12 protein-coding genes and 1 pseudogene are annotated in these 15,213 nt (G+C 43.8%); 4 read left to right on the top strand and 9 right to left on the bottom strand.

Features of this window, described 5'->3' with window-relative positions; all coding sequences use genetic code 11:
* Positions 1–206 (bottom strand): hypothetical protein (locus tag CRP01_RS42900; RefSeq protein WP_222845877.1); only part of this gene is annotated, 206 nt, incomplete at its 3' end.
* A 124-nt stretch (positions 207–330) separates the two neighbouring features.
* Complete coding sequence (locus CRP01_RS33055; protein WP_099154362.1) at positions 331–1,416, bottom strand: S41 family peptidase; 1,086 nt, start codon at positions 1,414–1,416, stop codon at positions 331–333.
* A 744-nt stretch (positions 1,417–2,160) separates the two neighbouring features.
* Between CRP01_RS33055 and CRP01_RS33065 the strand changes: the two genes are divergently transcribed.
* On the top strand, positions 2,161–2,757 hold the full coding sequence (locus CRP01_RS33065) for an outer membrane beta-barrel protein (protein ID WP_170110638.1): 597 nt from the start codon (positions 2,161–2,163) through the stop codon (positions 2,755–2,757).
* Positions 2,758–3,089: 332 nt separating this feature from the next.
* On the opposite strand, the gene CRP01_RS33070 is transcribed toward CRP01_RS33065, so the two are convergent.
* From CRP01_RS33070 to CRP01_RS43515, 4 genes and pseudogenes are all read right to left on the bottom strand, one after another.
* Entirely contained in the window at positions 3,090–4,181 is a 1,092-nt protein-coding gene (locus CRP01_RS33070; protein WP_099154365.1) for a hypothetical protein, read from the bottom strand.
* 514 nt (positions 4,182–4,695) lie between these two features.
* Positions 4,696–5,754 carry a hypothetical protein gene (locus CRP01_RS33075; protein ID WP_099154366.1) on the bottom strand — a complete coding sequence of 353 codons (1,059 nt, stop codon included), beginning with the start codon at positions 5,752–5,754 and terminating at the stop codon, positions 4,696–4,698.
* A 120-nt stretch (positions 5,755–5,874) separates the two neighbouring features.
* Positions 5,875–6,354, bottom strand: coding sequence for a hypothetical protein (locus tag CRP01_RS33080; protein ID WP_099154367.1), 480 nt, complete (start codon positions 6,352–6,354; stop codon positions 5,875–5,877).
* A gap of 1,594 nt (positions 6,355–7,948) precedes the next feature.
* Positions 7,949–8,476: pseudogene (locus CRP01_RS43515) on the bottom strand (eCIS core domain-containing protein); the annotation flags it as partial.
* A 540-nt stretch (positions 8,477–9,016) separates the two neighbouring features.
* Between CRP01_RS43515 and CRP01_RS33090 the strand changes: the two are divergent.
* Positions 9,017–9,979 carry a hypothetical protein gene (locus tag CRP01_RS33090; RefSeq protein WP_143473637.1) on the top strand — a complete coding sequence of 321 codons (963 nt, stop codon included), beginning with the start codon at positions 9,017–9,019 and terminating at the stop codon, positions 9,977–9,979.
* Positions 9,980–10,092: 113 nt separating this feature from the next.
* Complete coding sequence (locus CRP01_RS33095; protein ID WP_099154369.1) at positions 10,093–10,536, top strand: GNAT family N-acetyltransferase; 444 nt, start codon at positions 10,093–10,095, stop codon at positions 10,534–10,536.
* Positions 10,537–10,616: 80 nt separating this feature from the next.
* Here the strand turns inward: CRP01_RS33095 and CRP01_RS33100 are convergent, their stop codons facing one another.
* Positions 10,617–11,189 carry a response regulator gene (locus tag CRP01_RS33100; RefSeq protein WP_099154370.1) on the bottom strand — a complete coding sequence of 191 codons (573 nt, stop codon included), beginning with the start codon at positions 11,187–11,189 and terminating at the stop codon, positions 10,617–10,619.
* A gap of 603 nt (positions 11,190–11,792) precedes the next feature.
* On the bottom strand, positions 11,793–12,701 hold the full coding sequence (locus CRP01_RS42550) for a hypothetical protein (RefSeq protein WP_170110639.1): 909 nt from the start codon (positions 12,699–12,701) through the stop codon (positions 11,793–11,795).
* A 775-nt stretch (positions 12,702–13,476) separates the two neighbouring features.
* Between CRP01_RS42550 and CRP01_RS33115 the strand changes: the two genes are divergently transcribed.
* Complete coding sequence (locus tag CRP01_RS33115; RefSeq protein WP_099154373.1) at positions 13,477–13,815, top strand: YegP family protein; 339 nt, start codon at positions 13,477–13,479, stop codon at positions 13,813–13,815.
* A gap of 138 nt (positions 13,816–13,953) precedes the next feature.
* Here the strand turns inward: CRP01_RS33115 and CRP01_RS33120 are convergent, their stop codons facing one another.
* The gene (locus CRP01_RS33120) at positions 13,954–14,802 is read right to left on the bottom strand and encodes a sigma-70 family RNA polymerase sigma factor (RefSeq protein ID WP_099154374.1); all 849 of its coding nucleotides are present in this window, start codon (positions 14,800–14,802) and stop codon (positions 13,954–13,956) included.
* Between the last annotated feature and the right edge of the window lie 411 nt (positions 14,803–15,213).

Raw genomic sequence — 15,213 nt, forward strand, 5'->3', positions numbered from 1 at the left:
TTTATGTACTTTCCACTTTTAGTTCCTCCCCCTAGATGTCCTTCACCTCTTAATGTATAGTTTCCGTACTGATCAAACTGATAGATCCATTCCGTCTCTCCCCAAAAACCAATGAATTTGCGTTTTTTGGAGAATACCGAATCATCTCCAGTACAGCTAAGCTGTCCAAGTAGAAGTAAAATGATTATTTTCTTAATAAAATGCATCGATTTTTAAATGGCAGCCAACGGTCACGGCTATGAGTAGTTGCGTGGTTTAGTACTTGGCTTTGCAAGTACGCACAAAACTGAAAATCCGCTAGGGTTTTCAGAAGTAGGCGAGAACAAGCAATTACTCACAGCCATTGTTAGCGGTTGTTTTTTTCATTTCTTTAATTCCTTTTTCTATTAAGGGGTCTAATTCATCATTAATGTTTTGAAGTTCATTCAATAACTCTATGTCTGGCTTAATACCTATGCCTTCAAAATTTTTCATTTCGGAAGAGAAGTACTGCTGATGTGATAAAGTAGCAAGCCAACCATTGGGTAATTTAAAATCATACATATCTGAGAAAATTCCATTAGTATGGTCTCCTATTATGGTTACGTATGGTAATTCTTTCATGATCATAGTAAAGACCTCAGCCGCACTCGCAGTTAAGTCGCTCGTTAGAATTATTATTGGTTTGGTAAGTTGTTTTTTACCAGAAGGCTTTAAATATTTAGTTTTTAGTTTTTTAAATTCTGAAGTTCCCTTTTTTCTCTCTCTTTTATAAAGTGCAATTCTTTTTTTATCAGTAAATCTGCTTGCAATTTCAAATGATGCTTTATCATCTCCACCACCATTGAATCTAATATCAATTATTACACCTTTTGAATTTTCAAACGCTTTAACTGCTTTATCAATGTGTTTCCTATACCCACTTATAGATAAATTGCCCATAGATAAAATCCTTAAATAGCCATAATCTTTTGAAATTGCATATTCCATTGAACCTTTTTTGGAAGCACCAACAATCGAAAAGCCATTACCTTTAAGGGTTTTGTCTGTTGTTTTTAATAGTTGGTAAATATTTGGTCTTTCTTCTTTTGAAAGAGGAAACTTTTTAAGGAATTTGGAAGGGCTTCCATCATTTGCTTTGTTTATGACCTTACCTTTATTTCCGTATTGAATTAAGTTAACATGACCGTCTTTTAGCTCAAGAAGCATATTGTTACAAACTTTAAAAAGACTATCATTTGTAGTATTTTCATTTATTAGCGGTCGGTATTTTTTATAAATGTCACTCCAATTGATGTTTTTAATTTCAAAGCTTGCATATCTATCGTTAAACTCATTCCAGAGTTTGTCAAAGTTCTTTACTGGTTGCTCAATTCGAGTGTCTTGAGCAAATACTATATTGATGGTTGCTAATAAGAGAATGAAGGTAAATTTCATCACTGTTTTCTTTTTAAATAACCGCTAACATTAAGTCCGTTAAACGAAGGTGGAGCCCAAGCGTAGCTTTCGCTTAACGGACGCGTTGAACGAAGGGATCCGTCACACCAGGCTTTGTTGGGTAAATGATTCGCCCATGACCGCTTTGGTCGGCTCTGGCTGTCAAAATACGGTCATTCATCGGAGTAGACAAGAGCTGTGGTCGATGATTTCCGGGGTTTTGATCATAGTGAGGCCATGGCCTATCTGCTGAAGGTCTACCGGAGGCTTCCGCATCGTATTTATCCAACGGCTAATTTCGTATTTGTCGAACAGGAAGGAGGCGGGACGCTGGTGGACAGCAATATCATAAAGATAGGCATCCGGCCTTGTTTACAATAAGGGCAGGAGTGGGAATCTATTCCAATGAGCTGATACAGTCCTAGATACTGTATTGCCTGGAAGCCTTATCCTCTCAAAGGTTAAATGTTATGTCGTGCTAAAAGTTACCATGAAGGAGTCAAGAGAAATTTTGGTGTGAATGTTTAAGATATCCAGAATTACTCTACGCTCTAAAGTTAGGAACTTCGGGGCGCTTTCGGAAGATGGATACACAGTTTTGGACACTACGGACAGCTAAGGAGTCATACGGGTGCTTTTGAGATTTTTATGAGGGTGGTGCTGCGGGATAACATTTTACCTCTATATTGCATGCCGTTTTGATAACTCCACCAAGTCTACCTGCGCTACTCAATGAAATTTAAAATGAAAAAATTTACGCTCTTTCTCTTTTTGTTAAGTTGTGTTGTAACGATAGAACTAACTGGGCAAGAAAGTAGAAGCAAATGGTCTGTTGGTGGAAGCTGGTCTTTCGCGAAAGATGACGAAACAGTAATATTAAACTCGGATTTCGCTCTTGATGTGGATATCAGTATAGGTTATAGGATCAAAGAGCGTTTCCTAATCGGATTACGACCTGAGTATAATTATGAATTACTGAAGCACTATTTTAATTGGGACCCTAAAGGTGAAGAAAGTAGAGATAATGCGTACGCCTTGGGACTTTTTGGCAGATACTATTTACCAGTGAGCCCCAAATGGCAATTTTTCTTAGATATGAATATTGGTTACAAATACATTTTTACTAAAGGGTACTGGGAACGTCAGGGAGGAGAAGAGTTCATAAATTACGGTCTGGGTCTTGATTTTTTCATTACCAAGAAAATTGCAATAGAAACTTTATTTACGCTAAATGCAGAAGAGATCTTCCCGCTAAGGGGACCTCTGTATTTCAATGGTAAATACGATCTGAAAATCGGATTTCAATATTTTTTCCAACCTTTCCGCTCTCCGAAGTTTTGAACTTCGGATAATTATTCCAAAAGCGATTTCAACAAAACATTCTGGCAGTAATAATGATGTAAGGATGAGGTTTCTGGAGAGCATATGTATTTACAAGGCTTCCGATATTTGCCATCCTTACATGTTCATTACCGCCAACATTTTAATAAAGATTCGGCGTTCCAAATCCGAATAGCGGTATCGATGGGCCTAAAAACATTTGTCCCGGGAACCGCCGTATACGCGATCCGTACTGCCTGTCCGGTACATGGCATGTCGGGATACGGTGGTGTGAGAGGCGCAACCCGGGTTAAATATGGCTGGGGACGTCTACTCGATTAGTCACCGTATTCTTACTTTTCTTTAAATGGTCTTTTATCTGAAGTAGTTATTTTATATTGTTCCAAAGCCTCTTCCAGAGTAAGATCTGGTCGCATATTTTCAACGAATGTCATAACTGATGTAAAGATGAACGGTATGTTGCTTCTTGAAATAAAATCAGATTTTGTTGCAATGTCATCTAGTTGATCAGCATTCCATTTTTCCCTTATTCTATTGGCACTCTCATATTTTTCCTTATTCAAATTGGGAAGCCATATTTTGTTATTTAGAGAATCTGGCAACAAGTGATGTCTATATTGCCAAGTTGAGTAAACCTCAAAATTTCCTTTATCCTTATCATTTTGGAAATGGAGGTAAGAGATTGCTTGTTCAGGATCAAATCGTCCCTCATTTACTGCCTTGCAAAGAATTGGTTCAAGATCAATTATGTTTTTATCGCTGCTTCTTCTTTGAGATGTATGAACTAAAACCACATCATGATTTTGGCCTCTTAAGGATTTTCTAAAACCGAGCTCTATGTGCGAAGGGAAGCCAAGAGAATCAGTTATTGAAAGTATCCTGTTCATATTTATTATTCGATTAGCTTGAATAGTGTCATCATGAGTATCGTACATTGGTCTGAACAATTGATCTCTTTCCCAAATTGATTTGAATTCATTTCTTAATCTTGCGTTATATTCAGTCTTTCTTTTCTCTATAAAAGAATTCCAGAGGTTTTCATCTATATATGTGTTGACAAAAATTGACTTTAGCGAACTTAAATCATCAGAATTATTTATAAGTAGTTGAAGATTTAAATTTCTTTCATCTAAATTATCAGAGAGGTGGTTTGAAAGTGCAGCATTATAAACATCAGGACCAAAAGGTTTTTTGATTTCTCCAAATGCCAATGAGTAATTTTTGGATGCTCTATCAAAATCACCATCACAAATTGCAATTTCAGCTTCATTAGTTAGAATGTGATATTTAGTAATTGCTTCATTATTGTAGTTGCATTTCGCTAATTCAGTGATGGCAGAATTTTCAGACTTAATATTCGTCTCATTACGGTTTCTACAACCTACTTGAATTGTCAGAATAATTATAATGATTGTTATTCTCATTTTTTTAATTTTATGGTGCCCAACGGTTTGTATAGCCGCAGACCGACGTTAAGGAGCCTTGTCGGCTATGCCGTGTGTGTGCCCCGAATGGGCATCACTACTGTCAAAGATAACGAATCAAAGACAGTAGTCTACCCTAGGGAGATGAAAGTTCTCCTATCGGATAAAGTAAGTGAGGGCGATTAGCAAACCGCAAACTGGCTGGGCTTGCGCTAGAAAATAGCGAGTGCAAAAAACGCCGGATAATTAATGGTCTGAAGAAAGTCGGACTGCCCATATCGAGGCAAAAGCTGGACTGCACAAACAGTTAAATTGACTAATCCTCGAAAGAGATGGTCTACAAGAAAAGATGTATTGTTCCGTGAACCGCCGTATACCAGATCCGTACTGCCTGTCCCGTACATGGAATGTCGGGATACGATGGTGTGAGAGGCGCACCCCAGTCAACTATGGCTGGGGCCGTCTACTCGATTATAGGCGTTTTTTGCTCTCTCATGTATAATATTACGGATAGTTAAAATTTTTGGGTTGGATCAACTAATACATACCCTGCACTTGAGGTCTGTACCCACTGACCATATGAATCCACGTCTATTCTAGGTGCGGTGTAAGGATAACCACCACTAGTAGCAAGTGCTTTGCGATGGTCTAATATTTCTCTTGATCTGGGAGTTAGTGAACCTTCATCAGCCACTGTTGTCATATCAACGTGTGGGTCAGGTCTAAAGCTTACACTTCTATTGACGTAATTTATGCCTGGATAGTAATTCGCAGCAGAACTATCCAGTAATTTGATAAGATCATTGATAGCTCGTCCAATTTTTTGAACTCCTTGAGATTTATCAGAAATTATCTGGAACAACGAGACTGCGTGAGTATCTCCACCTGAAACCACATTCACCCAATATTGAGTATGTAGATCCAAAGCTCCTCCAGCCATTATATTATTTCCATACCGAACAAGTACGTTTTCAATATCACTTATTGAATTTTTATGACATAGATCAGCATTATTGGAGCTAAGCCAAGCTCCGTTTAAAAAAGAGTCTTTTTCTGCCTGGCTTGAAATTAACTTCTTTTCTAAATCATTTTTAGGTCCCTTTGAAATTATATCATCTAAAATAGCTTCCCTAACCGTTTTTCTGTTACGCTCACTAGGTCGCCCCCGAGTTGATGAAAAATGTGGAGAAGTTTCTTTAGTACTAATTGGATATCGCTGAACAACAGTTTTTTCAACTTTGGAAAGTTTTGGACTTAAGTTTACACGAAATGGTATTGTTCGTTTAGTTTGCTGATTATCTTGAGAAGCCTTTAACTGATATACTTGAGGGGTGTTATTAGCCATCTCTTTCAATTTTCTTTGGATAATAGTTTCAGGTCGATTATCAATATATTGCAAAGGATTCTTTTGGATATGGTTATTCGCCATTTCTTGGAACTTCCGCTTCTGAAAGACTTGAGATCGGTTGTCTATAAACTGAAAAGTTGACTTACTGCTACTTTGCTTTTGAAAAATACAACCTGCAACCGATTGGTTTTTATTTTCTTGCGTTTTATCAGTATAAATATTCATACTTTTTTCTTTTCAGTTTCTATTCTATTGCCTATAACGGTTTGAATAAACGACCGTTTTAATGGCGTTTATTTTGTGTTATAGGCATTTAAATCAATAGCACCTTTACCGATGGTTAGATCATCTCAATACTTCTCTCGCCATTTCTGCAAACTGACGCATATAATTAAGGTTTCCAATAACATTGGGATCGTTACTTTTAATTTCTCTCATTAAGGCATCGAAGCGTTCGCCACAGGCAAACAAGGCTGCAAGTAATGTTGATTTTGGGTACACTCCACTAGCAGTCTTATTGCCACTAACTTCGATATTATCACCGACCGGTTTTAAATCCAAATAACCCGACCGGCTAAAGTAATGTATTCTAACTTCCTCTCCATTCATCAATTGGCTTACCGCTCTAAAACACAGATTCTGTATCCAAGGCAACAGTTCATCGATAATCTCAATTGTAGGCTGATTTTCAGCATCAAGAACAACGGCACCTTCGATAGCCTTTGCCGAAGCAATTTTGCCACGAAGCTCAGATTCGGTTTGGGAAAACTCCTCTTCTTTATAGAATTTCTGATAGTCAAATGTAATAGTGAAGTTTACGTTCATAGTTATAAAATTATACCAATTGATCTATCGCACGCATCGTTGCTGCGTCATGATCATGGAAGTTTGCCCCGGCTTCCGGGAAGAATTGGCCAAGTCTCAGGCCTGGCCCACCGCCGTCCAACAGTCCTGCGATTTGTGCAGTACCGCCAACGACTGCCTGGCCTGGCTGTGGTATACCCGGCATCAGCCAGTTGCCGGCACCATGAAGTACACCGAGGAGCGCTACAAGCCGTGCATCAACCTGGGCACTGGCACCAGCCGCCCATGCCGTTGGCCATTGTGTATTATCCGGCTTTATCTCTCCAAAATCGAAATAATGGGCCGTATGGCGGGTAAGGAAATGGTCGTAGGAGATGTTAGTGATGTTCGGAGCATTGTTGGCTGCATCGAAAGCAGTAAACGCGTTCGTAACGGCCAGTACAGCGGGTGCAAATGCCGGGGGAACCACAATTCCACCTAAGCCAGTCAACTGACCATTTAACGTATTTGCAACTATATTACGTAACTGGTTAGCATTGTTTCGATGGCCGGCATTGATTGGTGCGCCTCCCCCAATTGCCGCAATATCTCCGTTGACTGTGCCAATTCTTGCGTTCACATTTCCCATAAGGCCTGCGTTGACTCCACCAGCATGGGTGCCTAAAGGAGGAGCCGTAAATGGAAGTGCAGAGTTGTATGCGGTGTACGCCTGCACGTGGAGTATGTTCAACTGGGCAAGAGGAGCCGCTGCTCTGGCCACATTATAGGCGTTTCGTGCCACATTGACGGGCCCTGGGACTGCGCCTGGCGGCGCAGTCCGTTGAAAGTGGGGAAGCTCTCCGCACAACCGGGCAAAAAGAGCGCCATTGCCTCCTGCTACTCTTGCCATGTCAAAAGCCGCAGTTGCTGTCCTTATCGGTGGTCCTGTTAGCATTGCACGAAGCGTTGCTATCTGCGCATGCCCGCCAATCAAGGGAATTATGGGGGCTAGTAGAGGAATATTTGCACCACCACCACTCGCATTGATGAGTGCGGTCAGGTTTGCAAGACCTGCAACACCGTTAGCAAGCGGGATCAGATGTACTAGCAAGTGGGCGTTTGCTGCACCGATTGCAGTAACGGCACCACTGGCTACTAAAGCACCTATTTGTGCCGGTGTCACAGTGTTAATCAAGTTGGGTAAGGTGTTAGCGTTGGCAGCACCTACCTGGTTCGCAAGTAAAAGTAAAGATGGTATATGTCCTGTAGCCTGTGCTATAAGAGCGTCAACAAGATATGCATTTCCATTACCAATTTGTGTGAGTAATTGATGTTCTCTCTGCGCTTCAGTTCGCATTGCGGTTGCAGCAGCGATACGAGCAGCTTGATGGTTACCAGCCAAATAAGCGTTGCAGGCAAGCACCAATGCATTCGCATTTGCAATTGTTCGTGCCCCTATATAATTTGCCAAGTCGCCATCTAGTGCCCTGATATTGGGGCCACGCCCATGAAACGTGGTTGCCGGTGTTGCGGCTTGGAACCCAGCCACACTAATAATCATTTGGACTGGATGGTTGGAGTTTTCAGTATTAGATTTTATTTCAGATAGATTCTTAGCGATACTCTGCCTTTGAAGAGCTTTAGCCCCCATCACATCCGCTTCTTTCTCCAAACTAGCATTATCATTCACATTGACCTTGCCCTTCATTTGCATGGTAGGCTTTACTCTGCCTTGTTTTTGTTGAACCACGTGCCAGGCTTCATGGGGGAGGTGTTTCTCTTGTCCTGGTCCTAAATGAATATCTGTACCTTGTGCATATGCATGCGCTTGTAACTGTGCTGGTTTGTCAGAATTACGATGCACTTTTACATCATCCAATGACATCCCAGAAAGGTTTTCTATTCCTGATTTTAAATTATCAGGTAAACCCGTGTTGTTTTCTTTCTTCTGAATGAGCTGCTGTTGCTCAGTAGCATGGTTGTCAGCTATTGACTGTAACTGTTTAGCTTGTTGCGCTTGGGGGCTGTTGATAGCCATATTCTGAACAGCTTGCAACTGCATAGCACGAGGACTATTATTAGCCATCTCTTGCAATTTCCGTTGGGCAACAGCTTCAGGTCGATTGTCCTCAAATTGAAAAGTAGAATCATTACCGCTTTGCATCTGAGAGACAGCCGCAGAAACCGCTTGGTTTTTATTCTCTTGTGTTTTGTCAGCGTGAGTATTCATAAATTTTTCTATTCAGATTTTGGTCTATTGCCTATAACTATGTGTATACGCCATATGGCGGATAGAAACTTGTATCCTTTCCAAGAATGAAGATAGGAAAAAAGCCTTCCAGGCTATAGCGCCTGGTGAAAAAGCCCCGATCAGTTCGAACATTACCCGGTTGGGATCCCATATGTTGAAAATTAATCATGCATTATAATGAATTCCTTGATCTTTTCAAATACGGAGTAGAACATTGAAGACCATCTTCAAAAATCCTAAGTTCTCTATCATTTAGTGAGCGCTCGATTATTGTATCATCCAACTCAGGAACGCATTGATCTTGAACCTATAAAAAGAAGATAGGGTTAAAATTGAATACGACGGACAGTGATCCGATCGGCACCAACCGGCGTTCTTCTGTTGATCTGCTACCGGTGGGGGCCTGCAGACGAACAATACTATTCCATATGGATCATGGATAAATGCCTGGAAATGGAAAAATTCATTGGTAAATACGCGCATACTCACAGATCTCTGGTACAATCTTGTTTTGCCTTACTCGTATTGAGCGTATTAAGTATATTTTTCGGTTCAACGAATCTGATCGCGTGCTCCTGTCCTGTATTTTCCCCGGGCCCCAGGCTGGTGCAGGAGCACATCGCCCGGTATGAAGTAGTTTTCATCGGCAAGGTCATTAAGCGTTCCCAGGAGTATTCGACCTTCGAGATTATCAGACACCTGAAGGGGCTGACCGGAAAATCGACCGTCACTTCGGCCTATTTCGATAGTTGTTCCACGCTTTATGATTCGGGTTACCATATTGTGTACGGCAACCTGAAAGATACCCTGCTCAATACCAGTTATTGTTCCTGTAATGAAAGTCTAAAGATGGAAGATTACGGAATTGCCGGAGCGCACGATACCGCTTCCTTCGAATCTTTATTGAAAAACGGTATCGAGCGGTACAATTTCCATGTCTTTTACTTAAAGAGTATGCGCGGACAGTCCCAGAATCGCCTTTATCTATCTCCGGTGATTAGCGGTAAAGACTGGTACCGCTCCTATACTATTTACCACAGCATGCAAATTGTTCTGATCGGCTTGCTGCTGCTCGCGATCCTGTACTTCCTGGATCGTCGCTTCGGTTCGCGCCAGCCCCTGCGCTCCTGGATCCATTTGGCGCTAACGGCCGGCCTGGTCCTTACTCTGCTATCCATCTTTATTTACGGTGAGTCCAGACCCATAGGCATTCCTGGAGAAACCGTATTGGAAATGTATGGATTTCCGAAATTTATCCTGTCCCGAAACTATGAGCTTGGAAGCGGAGCCTATACCGACTATGATCTACACCTGATCAATCTGATCGGTAACCTGAGTGTATACGCAGTGCTCTGCGCTCTTTGCCTCCAACTTTTCTTTTTCTTCCGGACGGTGCTCCACTCGAAGAACACCTAATCCTGGCCCCGGAAAGTTATTATGGACAATAAACGGATACAGCAACTTCCTACCAAATGCAAAAGAGGAAAAGCTGCCAAATGTCAATGATAAAGTAAAAGCTAAATTAGACGATGACGTATTCACTGATACAGTCAGAAGTTAAAGACCATCCGTGGTTGGATGCCTTACGTCGGGAGGTCTATAAAGATTTGTTCGATCTGACCTGGGGCAGATGGGATGAGGCCAGGCATCAGCGGCATTTTTCGGCCTGCTTGGACCGTGGAGCTATCCAGATTATTAAAGTTGCCGATTCCCCGGTCGGTATGCTCCAACTTTTGGAATCTGAGGTTGCGATCGAGATCGGAGAAATTCAAATTTTACCTGCGTACCAGCGGCAAGGACTGGGTACAAAAATTTTAACAGATGTGATACATCACGCGCAAAAGCACGCTAAGCCACTAAAACTTTCAACAGGACTGCGGAATGTTGGTGCATTAGAACTGTATAAAAAGCTGGGTTTTAGGGAAATTGAACGATCTGAAACGCATGTGCATATGGTGCATTTCACGGTGTGATAAAATAGGTAGAATGATCAGTTTTAGATTCTCCTTATTGGGTAACCCAAAGTGGTTTGGGATTTCCCGAGCAATATGTATTAGCCGGCAAAATTGGAAATGGCACTCTTACCATCCGCGTCCAGCAACTGATCGATCGTCGCGATCATCTCACTTTGCCGAGGTAAATTTGCACCACCCAGCAGGGTTCTCAAATTGGTCAATAACAATTCCTGTCGTTGCAAAAGTGCAGCCCGTTGCCTGGCCTTTTCCCGGGCGGCGCTCTTCCGCATGATGGCTTCGGTCATCACGGAGGGTAGGCGTCGCAGGTTCTGCTTAAGTACATACCCGGTAGCTCCCCGCAGTATGGCCCGCGCAACGAGTTCCTCGTCATTCAGAGTACCGGTCACATACACAAAAGGAACATCAGGCGAGATGGTTCTGGCCAATACCAGGGCATCGATCCCACTGTACCCGGGAATCGAAAAATCGGAAAGAATGATGTCAAATGAGGAATCGTTCAGTAAGCGCTCGTAGGACTGCTGGTCGTTGGCAACTTCAATTTGAGCGGCCGGAAATTTTTTTCGGATGATTCGGCTAATCAGCACAGCATCCGTCGGCATATCTTCCAACAGTAAGATGGAAAAGTTATGCGGTACATGATCACGGTTCATTCAATGTGGCTTAAAGAGTAGTCTGTAATTAAATTCTAATCATTGGGGCTTCCTTTCAAATTAGACTATAAATATAAACAAATTGTCTGACAAAAAGTATCAATATCGCCTGAAACAGGAATCAGCCCGAATAGGGTAGGAGAGATCCGGGAATCAATAAGAATTCGGGTAAACGACCGCTCCCTAACTTCCATTGGTATACTATCACCGACACCAAAAAGCATAAGATCCCGGACATCCCAACATCCCGGCTATCCCGATCCAAAAAAGGCGGCGGCAAAGAAAACCCCTGCCGCCCCTTCTCCCAAATCACTCTAGGGTAGCCTAAATAGTATGAAAAAGTCTAAGTTAATGCAAGATTAGTGGCCGCTCAGTAGTAAGGAAATGACAGGTGAAGCTATATCCCCTGACGGCGATGTTAAACGCCTAAAATCACTTGACAGTAGTATCAAAATGGAGCCATCAACCATCAAGCCATCCAACCATCCAACCATCAAGCCATCAAACCATCAAGCCATCCAACCATCCCAACCGTCAACCATCGACCGTCCAACCATCCACCATCCAACCATCAAACCATCAAACCATCCAACCATCCAACCCTCACTCCCCATCATAACACTTACAAGGAAACAACTCATACTCTCGCCGGTAGGCGTAGCTGTTATTCGGGTCCATATACTCCAGTCGCTTGCGGAGTTTACTGTAAATATGTTTGCTAAAGAAATCCGTACCGCAATTCAGCAGACTATGCACCGACGGACAGCGAGCTTTAGAAATATTCAGCCTGGCCCGGAAGAACGTCCCTTCCTCACAGTTGATCTTCTCAAAAGACTCCGTGTACAAAATGTTGAAATACTCGTAGTTCTTACCCTCAAAGGGGATAGCCTGAAACAAGTGGCATTCATCTTTTTCCCGGAGCAGCCGGAGTACGGCACCCAGGTTGTAGATCTCACAATTGCCATCCGCGAAGATGAGCCGGGCCTGGCCGTGGGTCATGGCCTCAAAGTGGATAAGCTCGTCCAGATCAATGTCGTCCACCGAGGGTCGTGCCGGCCGCTCTGACTGCGCTTCCGCATCGGTGTCCTGTGTCGCTTCCTCAAATCCGTAGGACTTGATCATCATACTGGTCTTTACGCCGTTTTCCAATACCGAATCTTGCTGGAAAAACACGTGCTCGCCTGGTTTTTGCAGCAGACTGGACGCCTCGGCTTCCAGCTCTCTAAACAGATCACATACGGTTCCTTCCGCCGCGGGACCGGGAGCGTCCAGTACTTTAAACTGGTATTCAACACTCATCGGCCATCCTCCAAACAGGTACACTTTGACGGCCAGCACCAGCGCCGTAGCCAGCAACCAGCGGATGGCGTATACCCACCAGGGGCGCTTCCTGCGGGCAGGGGGATCGCCTGCTTCCGTCTTCACGGGTGTTCCCGACGTGCCAAACTGCAATTTCGGCAACCAGCTCCAACGACTCTTGTACTGACTTCCTGAGTTTCTTTCATTTTCCATACTGCTAATACTTGGGTTTATTCGTATTTGTGTGGTAAAGTGTTGAGGTTTTACGTGTTCAGGTATTGAAGTTTCACGCCTCTGCCCCCCTGACCCCTTCGCCCCTGACCCCTCTCTCCTGACATCTCGCCCCTCCCACCTCCAAAAAAAATCCGGGCCCCAAGCAAAAGCTCAGCAACCCGGACCTCGGAACCAAATAATAAGTAAAACAGCAGGATAAAATCAGTGCTTAAGGCACTACTTATAGAAAACCCAGTTAGCTCTTTTTGCGCAATTACAGTTTTACCTATTAGGAGATGTTCGTTGTACACTTTTCTGGATTTAGAGGGTACCGTACTGGAACCGATCATCTCGCTTCCTTTCCCATGTACCTGACTCTCCAAAGGTCTATACTAACTGGACATTTGTCAAGTTCCGCTCCGCTGCGTTAACCTAGGCTGGTTTTTCAGGAATAATATTCGGAATATGATGTTGTTTTACGTCTAGCAACTAATAAAATATCGCAAATACAGGAAAGGCGAATAGGGCGAGTGATCGCAAGACAAGCGTGAACGATCTGTACCTAACTGGACATCAAACAATCTCAAATAGCAAGAAACGGATGAAACAAGTTCTCCCACGCACCTCAGCATCTAACCTTAGCACATTTCCACATCAACACTTTAACACATCCAACTTCAACACACCTCATCACGTTTGGACTTTCTCCGACAAAAAAATATATTTAGGGCGACATTTTGATCGAAATTAGTTTTTACATTAACAATCCAAATTTATGAAGAACCCTAAGTTTCAAATCTACAAAGACAAGAGCGGTCAGTTCCGCTTCCGTCTAAAGGCCGGCAACGGAGAAGTGGTGCTTACCGGCGAGGCCTATACCACCAAGCAGGGCGCCCAAAACGGCATTGAGTCCGTACAGAAAAATGCCGCAAACGATACCCGTTACGAGCGAAAAGAAGCTAAGAACGGCGAACATTATTTTGTACTGAAAGCGGCTAATGCCCAGGTCATCGGCATGAGCGAAATGTACAAATCTGCTTCCGGCCGCAATCAAGGGGTACAGGTGATCCAAAAGATAGCCGCCGGCGCCCCCACGGAAGACCAGACGGTCTGATCGGGTCATAAAGATACGAGGGGAGTGTAGGACCAGATGGATCAATCTTCTACCTACACCCCCCAACCTTAACACCGCAACACCTAACATTAGCACATTTCCACATCAACACTTTAACACATCAACACTTTAACACATTTAACACCTCAACCGCAACTTCAAAAGCGCCCGCCGTTTCAGCAACCGCACCCGTTCTCCGCCCAGGCCTAAGGTCGCTCCGATGGTCTCAAAAGTTAGTTCCGCCGGGCCTTCCGGATCTACGCCAATGCCAAAACAGTGGCGCAGTATCTCCCGCTCCCGCTTCGGTAAATTAGCCAGCAGTTGCTCTACTTCGATTCGCCGGTCCTCAACTTCCGTCAGCTTATTATCCGGCGGTGGGATGTGCTGGTCCGCCAGTCGCCCCAACCAATCCTCTTCCCGTTCCGGATCCGGAGGCGCTTGCAGGGAAATGGTGCGCGACCGCAGTGGCAACACTTCGGAAACAGCTTCCGGCTCTAACTGCAGCCGATCGGCCAACTCTTCCACCGTGGGGCTTCGCTCCAGTTCCTGTTCCAGCCTGTTGATCATATCGTTGATCCGCCCCAGATCCTGGAATTTGGCCGCCGGTAAGCGTACCATTCGCCCCTGCTCCATAATGGCTTCCATTATCAACTTCCGGATCCACCATACGGCGTAGGAAATGAATTTAAATCCCTTGGTTTCGTCAAAACGCCGGGCCGCTTCCACCAGTCCGATATTGCCTTCACTGATCAGGTCCATCAGCGGGATATAGGTATTCTGGTACTGCTTGGCCACGGAAACGACAAAGCGCAGATTGGCGCGTACCAGTTGCTCGAATGCGGCTTGATCGCCGGCCCGGATACGCCGGCTCAGCTCGATCTCTTCCGCAGCGGTGATTAAGGGAATGGTACTCAGTTCCCGAAAATAACATTCGAGGGAACGGGAGGCCTGCACCGGGATCGCAGGCAAGATAGTAAGGTGTCGCATCAGGATCAGCTATTTGCACTATCCGCCCGACGGTACGCCGGTCGGATGGCTGGGTGATAGCTAACCTTGGAGTGATTGGGAGATGCGTGTTGCTGTCATTATACCTGACAACTAGCATTCTATTTACAAATATACCGGATTTGTAAATATGGGGAAAGACTTCATCATAAATCGGGATGCTGTTTATCTATGCATTCTCTGTACTCGACACAAAGCGATTTAGTCCAGAGGTGCTTGTCACAGACAGGATTCTCAAATCACTTACTTAAGTTCTTAGGTACTAGATGGAAAAACCAACAGCGGAATCTCCTATTTACAGAAGATCCGCTTTCCGGATTTGATTCCCTACCGGATAGCAGCCGGTCGTCCGGGGCGCTGATTTGCCTAACTGCTACGAATACCGCACCGATA

The sequence above is a fragment of the Flavilitoribacter nigricans DSM 23189 = NBRC 102662 genome (assembly GCF_002646595.1).
Classification (GTDB): Bacteria; Bacteroidota; Bacteroidia; order Chitinophagales; family Saprospiraceae; genus Flavilitoribacter; species Flavilitoribacter nigricans.